At 40.7% G+C, this 16,716-nt stretch carries 15 protein-coding genes; 9 read left to right on the top strand and 6 right to left on the bottom strand.

Translation table 11 applies throughout. The features are described 5' to 3' along the window. Nucleotides 1-193: 193 nt before the first annotated feature. The 6 genes from jag to I4V84_RS20185 all read right to left on the bottom strand — a co-directional run bounded on the left by jag (nt 194) and on the right by I4V84_RS20185 (nt 4,046). On the bottom strand, nt 194-1,171 hold the full coding sequence (gene jag / locus I4V84_RS14955; RefSeq protein ID WP_118580817.1) for an RNA-binding cell elongation regulator Jag/EloR: 978 nt from the start codon (nt 1,169-1,171) through the stop codon (nt 194-196). 28 nt (nt 1,172-1,199) lie between these two features. Then, nucleotides 1,200-2,486: a membrane protein insertase YidC gene (yidC, locus tag I4V84_RS14950; protein WP_195700067.1), complete on the bottom strand. Its 1,287-nt coding sequence runs from the start codon at nt 2,484-2,486 to the stop codon at nt 1,200-1,202. Nucleotides 2,487-2,607: 121 nt separating this feature from the next. Further along, nucleotides 2,608-2,832, bottom strand: coding sequence for a membrane protein insertion efficiency factor YidD (gene yidD, locus I4V84_RS14945; RefSeq protein ID WP_118580820.1), 225 nt, complete (start codon nt 2,830-2,832; stop codon nt 2,608-2,610). A gap of 73 nt (nt 2,833-2,905) precedes the next feature. Further along, nucleotides 2,906-3,271: a ribonuclease P protein component gene (gene rnpA, locus I4V84_RS14940; protein WP_148463049.1), complete on the bottom strand. Its 366-nt coding sequence runs from the start codon at nt 3,269-3,271 to the stop codon at nt 2,906-2,908. Between the two features lie 79 nt (nt 3,272-3,350). Then, complete coding sequence (rpmH, locus tag I4V84_RS14935) at nt 3,351-3,485, bottom strand: 50S ribosomal protein L34 (RefSeq protein ID WP_005423866.1); 135 nt, start codon at nt 3,483-3,485, stop codon at nt 3,351-3,353. A gap of 432 nt (nt 3,486-3,917) precedes the next feature. Beyond that, the gene (locus tag I4V84_RS20185; RefSeq protein WP_264294274.1) at nt 3,918-4,046 is read right to left on the bottom strand and encodes a hypothetical protein; all 129 of its coding nucleotides are present in this window, start codon (nt 4,044-4,046) and stop codon (nt 3,918-3,920) included. A 315-nt stretch (nt 4,047-4,361) separates the two neighbouring features. Between I4V84_RS20185 and dnaA the strand changes: the two genes are divergently transcribed. The 9 genes from dnaA to I4V84_RS14890 all read left to right on the top strand — a co-directional run bounded on the left by dnaA (nt 4,362) and on the right by I4V84_RS14890 (nt 16,636). Continuing rightward, nucleotides 4,362-5,726: a chromosomal replication initiator protein DnaA gene (dnaA, locus tag I4V84_RS14930; RefSeq protein WP_173716653.1), complete on the top strand. Its 1,365-nt coding sequence runs from the start codon at nt 4,362-4,364 to the stop codon at nt 5,724-5,726. Nucleotides 5,727-6,004: 278 nt separating this feature from the next. Continuing rightward, nucleotides 6,005-7,120 carry a DNA polymerase III subunit beta gene (gene dnaN, locus I4V84_RS14925; protein ID WP_173771302.1) on the top strand — a complete coding sequence of 372 codons (1,116 nt, stop codon included), beginning with the start codon at nt 6,005-6,007 and terminating at the stop codon, nt 7,118-7,120. 133 nt (nt 7,121-7,253) lie between these two features. Continuing rightward, the gene (locus I4V84_RS14920) at nt 7,254-7,469 is read left to right on the top strand and encodes an RNA-binding S4 domain-containing protein (protein WP_021924414.1); all 216 of its coding nucleotides are present in this window, start codon (nt 7,254-7,256) and stop codon (nt 7,467-7,469) included. A 1-nt stretch (nt 7,470) separates the two neighbouring features. Beyond that, nucleotides 7,471-8,577 carry a DNA replication/repair protein RecF gene (recF, locus tag I4V84_RS14915; RefSeq protein ID WP_195992769.1) on the top strand — a complete coding sequence of 369 codons (1,107 nt, stop codon included), beginning with the start codon at nt 7,471-7,473 and terminating at the stop codon, nt 8,575-8,577. A 52-nt stretch (nt 8,578-8,629) separates the two neighbouring features. After that, nucleotides 8,630-11,290: a hypothetical protein gene (locus I4V84_RS14910; RefSeq protein ID WP_272113494.1), complete on the top strand. Its 2,661-nt coding sequence runs from the start codon at nt 8,630-8,632 to the stop codon at nt 11,288-11,290. 84 nt (nt 11,291-11,374) lie between these two features. Further along, nucleotides 11,375-12,250: a 16S rRNA (adenine(1518)-N(6)/adenine(1519)-N(6))-dimethyltransferase RsmA gene (gene rsmA / locus I4V84_RS14905; protein WP_195992765.1), complete on the top strand. Its 876-nt coding sequence runs from the start codon at nt 11,375-11,377 to the stop codon at nt 12,248-12,250. A 686-nt stretch (nt 12,251-12,936) separates the two neighbouring features. Next, nucleotides 12,937-13,386 carry a DUF1002 domain-containing protein gene (locus tag I4V84_RS14900; RefSeq protein ID WP_148463042.1) on the top strand — a complete coding sequence of 150 codons (450 nt, stop codon included), beginning with the start codon at nt 12,937-12,939 and terminating at the stop codon, nt 13,384-13,386. Between the two features lie 527 nt (nt 13,387-13,913). Then, a complete protein-coding gene (locus I4V84_RS14895) occupies nt 13,914-14,819 on the top strand; it encodes a S1 RNA-binding domain-containing protein (RefSeq protein WP_173771296.1) in 906 nt (301 codons plus the stop codon). A gap of 149 nt (nt 14,820-14,968) precedes the next feature. Continuing rightward, nucleotides 14,969-16,636 (top strand): putative manganese-dependent inorganic diphosphatase, encoded by a 1,668-nt coding sequence (locus I4V84_RS14890; RefSeq protein ID WP_148463040.1) that lies wholly within the window; start codon nt 14,969-14,971, stop codon nt 16,634-16,636. The last annotated feature ends 80 nt before the right edge of the window (nt 16,637-16,716 follow it).

Raw genomic sequence — 16,716 nt, 5'->3', positions numbered from 1 at the left:
CCTGGGTATCAAATGAGTGGCAAAAGACTTTTTGACACTCCTATCATCTTATTTTATTATACAAAAAAAGTTACCCCAGGGAAAGATATTAAAACAAAAGCATAACGCTTCAGTTCTTCCATCTTTCACCTGGAATAACCTCTTATTCATTCTGCAAATCTTTTATAACACATTCAGATGTTTTATGCAAGATTTACCATCTTTTTAATTTTACAACCACATGACGATACGGCTCTTCGCCCTCGCTGACAGTCTCTACATACTTATTGCCCTGAAGTGCTGAGTGAATGATTCTTCTCTCATATGGGTTCATCGGCTCAAGTACAACTGGCTTTCTGGTCTTCTTAACCTTGTAGGCAATTCCTCTTGCAAGATTCTCCAGAGTCTCTTTACGACGTCTGCGGTAATCTTCTGTATCAAGCTTTACTCTGATATAGTTTGCTTTGCCCTTATTTACAACAAGGCTTGTAAGATACTGGAGGGAGTCAAGGGTCTGTCCTCTCTTACCGATGAGAATTCCCATATCCTCTCCTTCAAAAGCAACTTCCAGACAACCGTCATTTGTGTTGTATTTGGAAGTGATCTCCACTTCACCAAGATTCATAGATGCAAATACGTCGCGAAGGAAAACAATTGCTCTCTCTTCCACTTCTTTGATCTCTGCCGGATCTGTGATGATCTCAACAGGTTTGGACTGTTTCGGCTTCTCTTCTCTTGGCTCTTTCGGCATTTTTTCTTTTGCCGGTTTTTCTTTTACAGGACGCTCCTTAAAAGGTTTCTCCTTCGGCTGGCGCGGCTGTTTTTCTTTTGGCTCTTTAAAAGGCTTTGGCTCTTTCGCCTCTTTTACAGGTGCTTTTTCTTTCACCGGCTCACTCTTTGGTGCCGGTTTCTCAGCTTTTACAAAAGGTTTGGCAGGCTTTCTATTCTGCTCTTCCTTAATCGCATCCACTTTAACAGTATCAACGATTTCCTGTATCTCATCCTCTTCAGAAACTGTATTGATCTTGCGTGCTTTAATGATTGCCGGTTTGCTTCCGATGCCAAAAAATCCGGAACTACCTTCAGAAACCACTTCAATTTCCAGCTGATCACTGGAAACACCTAATTCGATGCACGCCTTGGTGATTGCTTCATTTTTCGTTTTTGCTGAAAACTGGATAAACTCCTCCATCTATGAAACCCTCCGTTCCCGACAACAATTACTTCTTCTTGTTTCTCTCGTCAAAATCCCTGACCATATTTGCTTTTGCTGTAATACTTCCAGGTTTTGCATTTCTTGCATTCTGGTAGGATTCCTCTACTTTTCTGGCTCTCTCTTCTGCGTTTGTGTTACTGGAACCTTTATCAATCTTGGTATTGATATTCTTAGTAGACTGGTTTGCCTGATTGGTGATCTTCTGCGGCGGAAGTCCTTCTTTCGTACGCTGTTTCTCCATCTTCTTCATGTTCTCGTTTACCAGATCATTGATATCCATCTTATCAAGATGACGATTGATAAACCACTGCTGAGCACTTCTTACAACCGCACTTGCGATCCAGTAAATACCAAGACCTACCGGGAATGTGAAACAGAATACTGCTGACATAAGCGGCATAACCGTATTCATAGTCTTCATGGAAGCCTGCATTGTATCAACAGCACCTTCAGCAGATGAAGTAGCCTGTGGCATAAGCTTATAGTTCAGTACCTGAGTCGCCCATGCAAGAATAGGAATCAGAAGTGCAGCGATTGCCAGTGCAATAGATGCTCCCTCAAAAGCAGCCTTAATGTAATTCAAAGGCTGATCTGCAATGTTTAATCCACAGAAATTCTGCATTTTGGAAATTTCTGCAGACGTGGTGTTAATGGTATCTGCAAATCCCTTAAACTGATCCATTGATGCAAGATCTTTCCACTGAGATGGAGATAATGCATAAAGGAAATCGATGACAGAATTACTGGTCGCTTTTCCGTTATCCAGCGCCAGCTGTACACGAGTCATCTTATTGTCTGTGATAAAGCTCTGGATCAGGTCTGTGTAGCCACTTACGCTTGTGATCTGATCAACAAGGCCTGTGAAAACATTCTTTACACTGCCAACATAACCAGGAATTTTGTAAATAACCTGCCATAATGCCATCAGGACAGGAAACTGGATCAACAGCTGCACACAGCTGCCGGTAGGTGAAACACCGTATTTCTGATATACAAGCTGAGTTTCTTCCTGCATTTTCTGCACGGACGCCTGGTCTTTTTTATCTTTGTATTTCTTCTGTATCTTCTGAAGCTCAGGCTGCATAACAGAGCTTAATTTAGAAAACTTCTGCTGTTTAACCTGCAATGGTGTCATCAGTGCATAAATAATAATACTGAAGATAATGATACAAAGACCCAGGTTCTGAATACCAACCAGATCAAGAACTCTGTAAATCCCGTCCATGATCCAGCCCATAATAGAAGCAACCTGTCCAATAATCGGGACACTGCTCTTCGTTAATAAAATCATATCCAAGTTTGTTTCCTCCTAGGCTTTTTCGGTGTAACTATTCAATTGTCAAAGTTTGAGTTTTTGTGCTGAAAATCAGTTTAAAGTGTCATTTATTGTACACTATCTGTTTCAGTACAGTTTATGGCACAGGATCGTATCCTCCATGTGAAAAAGGATTGCAGCGCAAAATTCTCCACACTGCAAGAAGCCCGCCCTTTAACGCACCATATTTTTGAATTGCTTCTAAACCATATTGAGAACATGTGGGAATATAAGGACATTTTGTTCTCTTCATCGGCGATATATATTTCTGATAGAGACGAATCATATGAATCATGATATTCCTTGGACTAAATCTGCTCATGATAATTTCTCCTGCAAATCTGTTTCAATATTGCCGCTCCTTTACCGAACCAACAATACTGCCCAAATACCGTTTAATCTTCCACATGAAGCTCAGCCTCACGGCGGATCTTCATTCTGCCTGCAAGATGCATAAGCGCACTCTCAATCTCCTGATAGGACTTGTCCTTTGCATTTGGTCTTGCGACCACTACAATGTCCAGTCCCTGACGGAAGGATCTTTCATTCAGGCGGTAGCTCTCTCGTATCAGTCTGGTGACTCTGTGGCGTACCACACTATTCCCAACTTTTTTACTTACAGATATTCCCAGACGATTCTCCATGTGCCTGTCATGGTTCTCAAGCACATACATCACCAGATACCGATTTGCCTGTGATGTTCCTTTTCGGTATACCCTTTGGAATTCGTTATTTTTCTTTAAGGAGTCTGAGTATTCCATCTGATTCTCCTTTATATGATATTGAAATAATTATTTCTGTATAGAAGAAAAGACCACAGTAACTGCGGTCTTAACGGTCTTAAGCAGATAACTGCTTTCTTCCTTTTAATCTTCTGGCAGCTAATACTTTACGTCCGCCTTTTGTGCTCATACGAGCTCTGAAGCCATGGACTTTCGCTCTAGATCTTTTTTTCGGCTGAAATGTCATTTTCATAGGTAAAGCACCTCCTTTATCTATATGGAATTTAAAATTATTAACCTAATCAGAACATCATTTCAATTATATTCATAAATGGCATTCTCGTCAAGTAAAAATTCTTGCTTTCCTAGAATTTTTTATATCCACAAAGTTTTCCACACTGTGCATAACCTGTCATTTTGAAAAGGTTTACGTAACATTATCCACATTTTGTGGATAACTTGTGGATAACCTGGGGATTATCAGCAAAAATATCCACTTTTGACTGTTGATTTTAACGCATATGTCACAAAAAACAGTATATTTCGAGGGGATTCGACAGTGGATAGAGTTATACACATAATTTTTCATTATTGAAACCCGTAAAACCATGTTATGGTAACCAGAATGGTTATCAACCTATTTATCCACATTTATCCACACACAAAATGTTGATAACTTTCCAGTTTATTCACAAGATATCCCCCATTTTTTTCCTTGAATTTTTTTATTATCCACTGCAATTTTTTTAATTGTGGATGTTTTGTGGACAATTCTATACTTTTCCCCATTTATTTTTCCTATTTTTAGCTTCAAAACAACATTTTCCTCCTCGTCCCCTCATTCTTTTAGGTAATCCACAGCAATCTTAATTCTTTCTCCGAATGTGCATAATTTTCCACATAAATTTCCTATATAAATAAGATTTTGTCGTTGCGAAAAGACAGGATTTATTATAATATATATAAGGATATTTATGTCCGTTTATCAAAATACCAGTAAAATTCCAGTATATTTAGCCTGGCACACCCTAATTTCCTGTTTCCAGCTGGTATTTTGATAAACGGACATGTCGCCGACGGACGGCATCATTTAATATAAGAAACAATCAGATGTGTACGGGAGGAAAAAATGAGCACAGTAATAGAAAAATGGGATGAAATCCTGGGAATTGTGAAAAAGGAGCACGATCTTTCCGATGTTCGATTCGACACATGGCTGAAACCCCTGAAGGTTTATGATGTCAGTGGAAATGTAGTTACCATCGTCGCTTCCGACCAGGTGCGATTAAGCTACATTAATAAGAATTACAAACTGCCTCTGCAGGTTACCATAAGCGAAGTTACCGGAATGACCGACTGCGAAGTGAAATTTATCCTTCCAGAAGACGTCCCGGCGAAGAAATCCATTTCCGACGCTGCACCTGATCAGGACAACCGTTTTAAGGCCAGATGTGAAGAAGCAAATCTGAACCCCAAATATACATTCAATACTTTTATCGTGGGCAGCAACAACAAACTGGCTCAGGCTGCAGCCCTGGCAGTAGCGGAATCTCCGGGAAATACGTACAATCCGCTGTTTATCTATGGTGGTGCAGGACTTGGCAAGACCCATCTTATGCATTCCATCGCCCACTTTATTATTGAAAATGATGATAACAGTAAGGTTCTCTATGTTACAAGTGAAGAATTTACCAATGAGCTGATCGAGACCATCCGTAATGGAAATAACACCGCCATGAGTAAATTCCGCGAGAAATACCGTAACATTGATGTCCTTCTCATTGATGATATTCAGTTTATTATAGGAAAGGAATCCACGCAGGAGGAATTTTTCCACACCTTCAACAGCCTTTACAGTGCAAACAAACAGATTATCATATCTTCCGATAAACCGCCGAAGGATATGGAAATTCTGGATGAGCGTTTCCGTTCCAGATTCGAATGGGGACTGATCGTGGATATTACTCTGCCGGATTACGAGACCAGGATGGCCATTCTTCATAAAAAAGAAGACATGGACGGCTACAATGTAAGCGAAGATGTTATCAAATATATTGCAAATAATATCAAATCCAACATCCGTGAGCTGGAAGGTGCCTTCAATAAGGTAGTTGCTTATGCAAAACTGGAGAAAAAAGAGGTTACCCTTGAACTTGCCGAGCAGGCTCTGAAGGATATCGTCGCACCGAATGAAAATAAACAGATTACTGCAGACTACATTATTTCTATGGTAGCAGAGCATTTTAATGTAAGTACTGCCGATCTTTGTGGAAATAAAAGAAGTTCCAAGATCGTGATGCCAAGACAGGTGGCAATGTATCTTTGCCGTGAAATTCTGGCGATCCCGCTGAAAAATGTAGGACAGTATCTTGGAAATCGCGACCACACTACCGTTATGCACGGAGTAGAAAAGATCGAAAAGGAGCTCCAGAACAACGAACAGCTCCAGAACACCATTGATACATTAAAGAAAAAAATTAATCCACAAACTTAACACATTTTTTCCACATTTCATGTGTATAAGATGTTGACATTATGTGTATTAATGTGAATAACTTTTGGCGACAAAATCGCTTATGTGGTTTTACACAGGTTATTCACACTCTAAACCAATGCTTTTACACGAAGTTATCCATACCCGAAACCCTTTTATTCACTGGGCGGAAGTGAGTTTTTCACATATTCACACCCCCTACGGCGGATACGGCGGATATCTTCTTAAATATATTTAATGAAAAACCCATTTTCTCCAGAAAGGAAGTTATACACATTATGAAAATCATTTGCTCCAAAAGTAACTTGTTGAAGAGCGTCAGCATTTCCTTAAAAGCTGTACCATCCAAAACAACTATGCCAATTCTGGAATGTATTCTGATTGATGCAACAACAAATCAGATCAAATTTACTACTAATGACATGGAACTTGGAATCGAAACCATTGTCGAAGGTACTATAGAAGAAAAAGGAATGGTTGCCCTGAATGCGAAAATCTTTTACGAGATCATCAGAAGACTTCCAGACAACGATGTTACCATTAAAACTGATGAAAAATTCGCTGCAACTATCACCTGTGAGAAAGCAAAATTTAATATTCCTGGAAAATCAGGAGAAGATTTCGCATATCTTCCTATGATTGAAAGAGATGAACCATTAACTATCTCTCAATATACATTAAAGAATATGATTTATCAGACAATATTCTCAATTGCAGTCAACGATAACAACAAATTAATGACTGGTGAGCTGTTTGAAATTAAGGATAATTGTCTGAAAATTGTCTCTCTGGATGGACACCGTATTGCGATCCGCAAAATGCCTCTGAAGAAAGACTATTCAGACCGCAAGGTTGTAGTTCCAGGCAAGACTCTGAATGAGATCAGTAAGATCTTATCCGGAGAAATGGATGATGTAGTCAGCATTTTCTTCACAAACAATCATATTTTATTTGAATTTGACCAGACTATGGTAGTTTCACGTCTGATCGAGGGGGAATATTTCCGTATTGACCAGATGCTTTCCAGCGATTATGAGACCAAACTTTCCATTAACAAAAAAGAATTCCTGGATTGTATCGACCGTGCCACACTCCTTGTAAGAGAAGGAGATAAGAAACCGATCATTATCCACATTACAGATGGCAGCATGGAGCTGAAGATTGATTCTGCAATGGGTTCCATGAACGAGGATATTGATATTGAGAAAGAGGGTAAAGATATTCTGATCGGATTTAATCCCAAGTTTCTGATCGATGCACTGAAGGTTATTGATGATGAGACCATCGACATTTACCTAGTGAATCCGAAAGCACCTTGCTTTATCAGAGATGAGGAAGAAACTTACACGTATCTGATTCTTCCGGTTAACATAAATCAGAACCAGGCAAGATAATGACACTTGTCACAGAGAGAAACGTAACAGACAATTGGAAGAGGAATGGAAGTGAACACGGGCTGCAAATAATGGCTGGAGACAGTCCGAAAACGAATTGCAGTCGTGATGCCAGAAGAGTGGAGGCAGAAAATTGGAAATCAGAATCAGAGATGAATTTATCAAACTTGGCCAGGCACTGAAACTTGCTGACCTTGTATCAGACGGCGTTGAGGCAAAATATGTGATCAACGACGGACTTGTAAAAGTAAATGGCGAAGTAGATACCAGAAGAGGCCGCAAGGTTTATGGCGGTGACGTTATTTCCTATAATGGCCAGGATGTGAAGGTTCTGTCCGGAAACGAGTAAAATGGCTTATATTGAATCCATAAAATTAAGCAATTTCAGAAATTACGAATCGCTGGAACTTTCTTTTGACAAAGGAACCAATATTTTTTATGGGGATAATGCCCAGGGAAAAACAAATATCCTGGAGTCTGTGTATCTGTGCGGAACCAGCAAATCCCATAAAGGAAGCAAAGACCGGGAGATTATCCGCTTTGAACAGGATGAAGCCCATATCCGCATGATGGTGGGAAAAGATTCCATGTCTTATAAGATTGACATGCACCTTCGGAAAAATAAGGCCAAGGGCGTGGCAATCAACGGGCTTCCCATAAAGAAGGCGAGAGAGCTTCTCGGTGTGGTGAATCTGGTTTTCTTTTCCCCGGAGGATCTGAATATTATCAAAAACGGTCCGGGAGAGCGACGAAGATTCATGGACGCGGAGCTTTGTCAGCTGGATAAACTATACCTCACAGATCTTGCCGGATACAATCATGTTCTGAATCAGAGAAATAAGCTGCTGAAGGATATGTATAAGCGACCGGATCTTGGAGCGACTCTGGATGTATGGGATATGCAGCTGGTAAATTATGGCCGTAAGATCATTGGCAAAAGAAGAGAATTTGTGGAGTCCCTTAATGAGATCATTAAGGAAATTCACAGAAATCTTACCGGCGGTATTGAGAATATAGAAGTGATATATGAACCAAGCGTGGAGAGTGAGGCTTTGGAAGAGAGCCTTTTCCGCAACAGAGACCGGGATCTTCGGATGAAAATGACTTCGTCCGGACCTCACAGGGATGACCTAATGGTGGCTGTGAACGGAATTGATATCCGCAAATATGGTTCGCAGGGGCAGCAGAGAACAGCAGCCCTTTCCCTGAAACTTTCGGAGATTTATCTGGTGGAGAAGATCATTCATGATAAACCAGTTCTGCTTCTGGACGATGTCCTTTCGGAGCTGGACAGCAGCCGTCAGAATTATCTTCTTGAGAGTATTCATGATATTCAGACCATGATCACCTGTACTGGTCTGGATGATTTTGTCAGTCATCAGTTTACGATCAATAAAGTGTTTCACGTTGTGGCAGGGCATGTGTATCAGCCGATGGGGGGTCCTGCAGATAAATAAGCTTGCGAAGTAGTATGCGATATGCTAAACTGGCATTAACTATGGAAAGTTGGTGAAAAATTTGGACAAAGAGGAATTTCGGGTTAAACTTGAAGAGATTAACCATTTAGTAGAACAGAAAGACTATAAGGGAGCCATGAATGTTGTAGACAGCATTGACTGGCGCCGTGTGAAAAATGTTCGTACCCTTTGTGTGGTTGGTGAAATCTATGCTGCCAATAAACGCTATGAGGACAGCAAGGAAATTTTCCTGCTGGCTTATCACAGAGCCTCCATTGGTAAGAACATTCTTTATCGTCTTGTAGAAGTTTCCCTGAAGCTGGGACAGGTTTCCGAGGCAGTGGAATTTTATCAGGAGTACAGGGAAGTTGCGCCAAATGATAATACGCAGTACATCCTGAAATACAAGATCCTGAAAGAAAAAAAGGCTCCTCTTGCAGAGCAGATCAAGGTTCTGGAGGATTATAAGGAGAAAGAATTTACCGAAAAATGGTCTTACGAGCTTGCCAAACTGTACTATCAGGATGGTGACAAAGAGAAATGTCTGGAGCTTTGCAACGAGATCATTCTCTGGTTCAACGAGGGTAACTACGTGATGAAGGCTATGGACCTGAAACAGCGTATGGGTGCTCTTACTGGCGCGGAGAAAGAGCGGTATGAACAGCAGTTTGTACCGAAGCTTCTGAAACCTGAGGAAGCAGATACCATCAAGGAAGAAGAGAAAGCACCGAAAGCTGAGAACCAGGGAAGCGAATCTATTGAAAGTATTCAGATCAAGAGCGAGGATCTGGATGGCGTAGAGAGTCTTCAGGATAAAATTTCCAAAGGACTTCGTGACATCTTTGGAAGCCGTAAGATGGATGAAATGGAAGACAGCATTGTTTCCACTGAGCAGACGAAAGAGGTTCAGGAAGAAATGCTTCGTGATCCGGCTTCTGAGAAAGAATATGAAAGTGTACCGGAGCTGGAGCCTGAAACTGGCAAGGTGAAAGTGGAGAATACCAAGGAGAATGTTGCTGAAGAATCTGTGAGTACAGCAGATGAGACTGCGGAGGAATCAGCAGAAGCAGTTTCCGAAGAGAATACAGAAGGTTTAGAGAATGCAGATCGTTCAGAGTCTGCAGAAGAGAAGAACGCATTTTCCACAGAAACAGAAACACCTGTTGAGAACCTGAAAATGCCTACACTGAATATTCCGGATTCTATGAAGAATATGGTACCGGAAGAGATTGAGGTTCCCAAGGCACCTGTACAGAATAACCTTTTCAGTGATGAGGCTGATGCTGCGGAGAAAATGAAAGACGAGAAACCTGCATTTGATTTTTCAAATTTCAATCTGGAGGATACGATTCTTGCTGCTGCTTCTGCACAGGGAATTGAAATTCCGGATGAGAAGGTAGATGAAGAGAAAGTTCAGGAAGAAAATAAAGAAATTGTAGAAGCTGCCCAAGAAATATCTACGAAACCTCAGAATGCTGTAAAAGAAGAAAAGGCAGAGGATATTTCAGAAGAAGAGGAAGTTATCACTGAGGACGAGGAAGAAATCGAGCCAGAACCAGAGCAGAAAAAGCCGGTTGTAGAGCTTGAGGAAGAGGAATTCCTTTCCGAAGAGGATCTTCAGGCTGCTGAGGATGAGTTTATGAATGGCCCGGCAGGTCATAAGGAGAAAGAAGAGCCTTCTGATGATTCCATGTCTGAGGATGAATTTATTGCCAAACTTCTCAGAGAGAGCATTGGCGAAGAAGAGGATGAGGATATGCCTCCAGCTGCAGATGATGTGGTTGAAACGGAAGATGCAGAGGAAGAACCGGAAGATTCTGAGGACGAAAACTTTGATTTTGATGAGGATGAAGAGGAAGAAGAGTCTTCTGAATCTCTTTCCGAGGAAGAGGAACTGGAACAGTTTATCGATTCTATTCAGCCAAAGGATAAGAGAAATCCATCTGACATTGTGCCAAGAGAGAAATCACTCACCGATGATGAGAAGAAGCTGTTTACATATTTTGTAAAGGTTCCGGGAATGCGGGAACAGCTGATCAGTGCACTTTGCGATGTGCAGATGGCGGCTGCTGATAAGACCTCCAAGACTGGAAACGTGATCGTCATGGGTGGGAAAGAAACTGGTAAGACAAGACTGATCGCAAGCTTGATTCCGGCAATCTGTAAAGAGCTGAATCTGCCGGCTTCCAAGGTGGCTTATGTATTTGCCGACCAGCTGAACGAGATGGATATTACGAAAGTGATCGGCAAGCTTAGCGGTGGTTTCCTTGTCATTGAGAATGCTAACCAGCTGACACAGGAAACAGTAGATATTCTGGATAAGGCTATGGAGTTCCGCACAGACGGACTTACTGTGATCATTGAGGATGAGAAGATCGGAATGCGTAAGCTGATTGCAAGATTCCCGAAATTCGCCAAGAAGTTTACATCCATGATCAACATTCCGGTATTTACCAATGATGAACTTGTAAACTTTGCAAGAGTTTACACCAAGGAAAATGGTTACAAGATCGACCAGATGGGAATGCTTGCATTGTATAATCTGATCGGTGTGAACCAGAAAGAAGACCAGCCTATGAACATTGGCGCAGTTAAGGAAATGCTTGACGCAGCAATGGCGAAATCCCAGGGCGGACTTCTGAAGTTTAATAAGAAAAAGAGAGTAGACCGTGATGGATTTACGGTTCTTTATGAGAAAGATTTTGCAAAATAAGTAATAGGGGAATTGCAGACAGCTGCCCAGATTGTGTGATTTGCAGATAATGATTAAATAATTTAAAAGAAAGAGGAAATTAATATGATCAGACCTTATTTAGGAAATCCGAAATATACCATTGAAGTTCTTCAAAAGTATAATTTTGCTTTCCAGAAAAGGTTTGGTCAGAATTTTCTTATCGATACCCATGTTCTGGAAAAAATAATCGAGGCTTCCAAGATCACCAAGGATGATTTTGTTCTGGAAATCGGACCGGGTATTGGAACCATGACCCAGTATCTGGCTGAGGCAGCCAGAGAAGTGGTGGCTGTAGAGATTGATAAGACATTGATCCCGATTCTGGAAAATGATACTTTGAAAGACTGGGATAATGTGACTGTGATCAACGAGGATATCCTGAAAGTTGATATTGCGGCGCTGGCACAGGAGAAAAATGGGGGCAAGCCTATCAAGGTGGTTGCCAATCTGCCTTATTATATTACCACACCAATCATCATGGGACTTTTTGAAAACCATGTTCCCATTTCTTCCATCACCATTATGGTACAGAAGGAAGTGGCAGACAGAATGCAGGTTGGTCCTGGAACAAAGGATTACGGTGCTTTGTCTCTGGCTGTTCAGTATTATGCCAGACCGCAGATCATTGCGAATGTTCCGCCGAACTGTTTTATGCCAAGACCGAAGGTGGGAAGTGCTGTTATCCAGCTTGTGAGATATGAAGAGCCGCCAGTGCAGGTGGACAATGAGAAGCTGATGTTCAGGCTGATCCGGGCATCTTTTAATCAGAGAAGAAAAACATTGGTAAATGGACTGAAGAACTCCCAGGAGCTTGATTTTTCAAAAGAGGAAATTGAGAAAGCTATGGCAGAGACCGGAATTCCGGTAAATGTGAGAGGCGAAGCGCTTACTTTAGCAGAATTTGCTGATCTTGCAAACGCATTTAATAAATTGAGATAGATATCAAGAACGGGGCGTAAGCCCCGTTCTTGATATCTTCGGATTGCTTCGCAGCGTTGCGGCTCCCGTGATCCTTCACATGTTCGGAAATGATTTACTGCATAAATCTTATACAAATAAAAATCACCCGGTGGCTAGACGGGTGATTTTTATTTTGTCTCAAATATATTTTTTAAAAGGAAGGAGAGTCAATCACTTTTGGGTGACTGACATATGAAAAAGAAATTTTATAAAAATAATGTTGGCTGTTATTATTTTTATGATGTTAGTATATCGGGAAAGTTTGAAAGAATCGTGTTTATCTTATGAAAAATTAGTGAACGAATTTGAAAAGATTTGTAACTTCCTGGAAAAATGGGCTGTTTTTGGAGATTAGTTATAAAAAGATTATAAAGTTTTTAGATACATTTTACAAATAAAAGGAAAAGGTGTAGTATAATGGGCTGGAATCTGGAGGAAGATTTATTTCCGGTATTGATTAAATTTCAGAAGAAAATTACTTGATATGAGGAAATCAGATCATAAATATGACCAGATTCCAGCAGTTTGTGAACAGAATATTAACTATTGCTGGTCAGACCATGAACAGCAGCTATTTAATTGTTACTGGAGAGATTTGAACAGATGACATTTAATCGTTACTGGGCAAGTCTTGAACAGCAACATTCAATCAGGAGGTAATTATCATGATAAAAATGAAAAAATCAGCAGCACTTATCCTTGCAGGAGTTCTTGCATGTTCCATGCCGATGCCGGTTATGGCATCCAGTGATACAGAAGTAGTAGAAAGTCTTCTGGACAGTGGAATTGATTTTCTTGCTTCTGACCCTGGAAAAGCAGTAGACATTATTATGTATGCCAAGGATCTTGTAGACCAGCAGAATATCACAGATGACCAGGTACGAAGTGCTGTAACTCAGGCAGCAGACCATTTTGGTGTATCTCTGTCTGATTCAGATGTAGATTCCCTTGTTTCTGTAGTACGCAAGGTTCTGGATGCAAAAATTGACGAAGATGCTCTTAGAAGCGATGTAAATTCTGTATACAGTAAGCTGCAGGATATGGGTGTTACAAAGGATGATGCCAAAGGTCTTGTGTCGAAGTTAATCGAATTTGTAAAAGGATTATTCGAATGAGAAATGTAAAATGTGCAAAATGTATAACTTTATCAAATTAAAGTAAAGATGCAAATGTGGTAAATTTATAAAAAAAGAGGAAAATGAAAGAAGAAATTGTGCAAATAAAACAAATGTTCATTATTCGTTAACAATTTGCATGTATTTTGTTCATAAGTATCTGATACTATATAATCAGTTCGAAAGAACATACACAGAAGACGTTGTAATGACACCATTACACATAAAATTTTTTCATAATAATCGCCCCGGCAGCTACTGCCGGGGCACTCCTCGTTTTAGAGCGTATTTGAAAAAGTATTCCTGCAATCTGCACGCTCTGGAGCGTGTTTGAAAAAGGTTTTCTGCAAGATGTGCGTCACAATTTTTTGGAAAATTTGTCTGAATATGCCGCTCTTTAAACGCCAGATATTACACTCTGACGCTTAAAGAGCGGTGTTTTTTCGAATGTACATTCCAAAATTTATTTGCAACGAATAAGCGGTGTGCTATAATGAAGCAAAAACAGGGGCAAAGGAGTCTAGGTCATGGCAGAGACAATGAAGGATTACGAAGCAGAACTTGAAGCTTCTTTTAAGAAAATTGAAGAAGGCGACATTCTCACAGGAACAGTTGTGAGTGTAGATGATAAAGAAATTATTGTAGATTTAAAATATTATGCAGAAGGTATTATCCCGGTAGAAGATTACAGCAGAGAGCCGGGCTTTAACGTTAAAGAAGAAGTACACCCTGGAGATGAAGTTTCCGCCACAGTCGTAAGAAAAGACGATGGAAATGGTAACATCCTTTTATCCAAAGTTGAGGCTACTGACGTCCTGGCTTGGGACAAATTAAAAGAGCTGAAAGCCTCCGGAGAGGTTCTTGATGTAGTGGTAAAAGGTGTAGTAAACGGCGGTGCAGTTGCTTATGTAGAAGGTGTGCGCGGCTTTATCCCGGCCTCCAAGCTGGCCTTGAATTACGTAGAAGACACCAACGAATATCTGAACAGACACATCCAGGTTCAGGTAATCGATGTCAATAAAGAGGACAAAAAACTGATTCTTTCTGCGAAAGAAATTTTAAGGGAAAAAGCAGAAGAGGAAAGAAAGAATAAAATTTCCAATATCCAGCCAGGCTTTGTAACAGAAGGAACTGTAGAGAGCCTTCAGCCATACGGCGCATTTGTAGATCTTGGAAACGGCGTATCCGGACTGGTACATATTTCCCAGATTTGCGAAAAGAGAATCCGTAAACCATCAGAAGTTCTTGCAGTTGGAGATAAGGTGAAAGTAAAAGTAACTGCAGTGAAAGATGGAAAACTGAGCCTGAGTATCAAAGAAGCAACTGATATGATGGCAAAAGAAGTGGAAGAAGAGAAAATTGAAATCCCACAGTCCGGAGAAGAGGCAACCACATCTCTGGGAGCTTTATTTGCAAATATTAAACTGAATTAATATAAAGTGCAGATTTGGACGATTAAGACAATCGCCCAAAATGAAAATCTTCTGTAGAGCGTGTTTGAAAAGTAGACCCGAAATAAAAAACTCTATTTACAGATGAAAAGTGTGCAGAGGTCAGCTGAATTTTGGAAGGAAGAATGTGAATGAAGAATCAGAAAGTATTTGTAATGGGACATAAGAATCCGGATACGGATTCTATTTGTTCGGCAATTGCTTACGCAGATATCAAAAACAGAACCACCCAGACCAAGCGTTATATTCCAAGACGTGCCGGTCAGATCAATGAAGAGACCCAGTATGTACTGAATCGTTTTGGCGTACAGCCACCGGCTTATCTGGGAAATATCGGAACGCAGGTAAAAGATATGGATATCCGTCCAAAACCGGATGCAGACCGTACCATGTCCCTGAAAAATGCCTGGGATATGATGCAGAATAAAGGCATTGTGACCCTTCCCATCTGTAACAGCGAGGATGAGCTGGAGGGAATTGTAACAATCGGCGATATTGCTGATGTTTACATGGATACCAAGGACAGCTATCTTCTTTCAAATGCCAGAACTCAGTATAACAAGATCAGGGATACTCTTGACGGTGAAATCGTAGAAGGAAATGGTCACGGCTATTTTACCAAAGGGAAAATCCTTATTGGAACTGCTGATCCGGAGGTGATGAAGAACTATATCGAAGAAAATGATATGGTTATTCTTGGAAACCGTGAGGAAGATCAGTTAAAGGCAATAGAACTGAATGTAAGCTGCATTATTGTAGGAATGAGTATTCAGGTAAGTGAGAAGGTAATAAAGAAAGCTCAGGAGAGACAGATCATCATTATCTCTTCTCCATATGATACCTACACAATTGCCCGCATGATCAACCAGAGTATTCCGGTAAATTATGTGATGAAAAAAGATAATCTGGTAACTTTTAATACTGAAGATTTCACAGATGATATCCAGGATGTTATGATCAAGCACCGCCATCGTGCATTCCCTGTTATCAATAAGCGGGGAAAATGTGTGGGAACCATTTCCAGACGAAATTTCCTTGACATGCACAAGAAACAGGTAATTCTGGTAGATCATAATGAAAAAGACCAGGCTGTTGATAATATTGAGAAAGCAGAGATTCTGGAGATCATTGACCATCATAAGCTTGGTTCTCTGGAAACTATGAAGCCGATTAATTTCCGAAATGAGCCAGTTGGATGTACTGCGACAATCCTTTACCGGATTTATGACGAGCAGCGACTGGAGATTCCGCCTAAGATCGCAGGACTTCTCTGTGCAGCCATTATTTCCGATACCTTAATGTTCCGTTCCCCAACCTGCACCCAGCAGGACAAGATCGCAGCAAGTGCGCTTGCACTGATCGCGGACATTAAGATTGAAGATTTCGCAAGAGAAATGTTCAAGGCTGGAAGCAATCTGAAGGATAAAGCACCTGAAGAAATTTTCTATCAGGATTACAAGAAATTTATTGCAGAAGGAAATGTGGCTTTTGGTGTTGGACAGATCAGTTCCATGGACGAGGAAGAACTTCAGGAGATCAAAGTTCGCCTGAAACCATTTATGGTAAGCGAGTGCGGACGCCATGGAATTACCCGTGTTTACTTTATGTTAACCAATATTATGGACGAGTCCTCAGATGTAATTTATTACGGCGAGGGCAGCGAGGAAATGGGAAAAATCGCATTTCAGCAGGAACCGGAAGATAAGTGCTTCCACCTGAAAGGCGTGGTTTCCCGTAAGAAACAGATGATCCCGGCTATGATGGAAGCCGCACAGATCATGGCAAATGACTTTAACTGATGATAAAGATTTTCCCGGCAAAGAGGCTGTTAAAAGCTACTGCTCACAAAGTGAAAAGTAACGCAGAAGGTTCTTTGCAC

The organism is Ruminococcus sp. 1001713B170207_170306_F1 (assembly GCF_015668065.1).
GTDB lineage: Bacteria > Bacillota > Clostridia > Lachnospirales > Lachnospiraceae > Blautia_A > Blautia_A faecis.
This window is presented reverse-complemented; position numbering and strand designations above follow the sequence as displayed.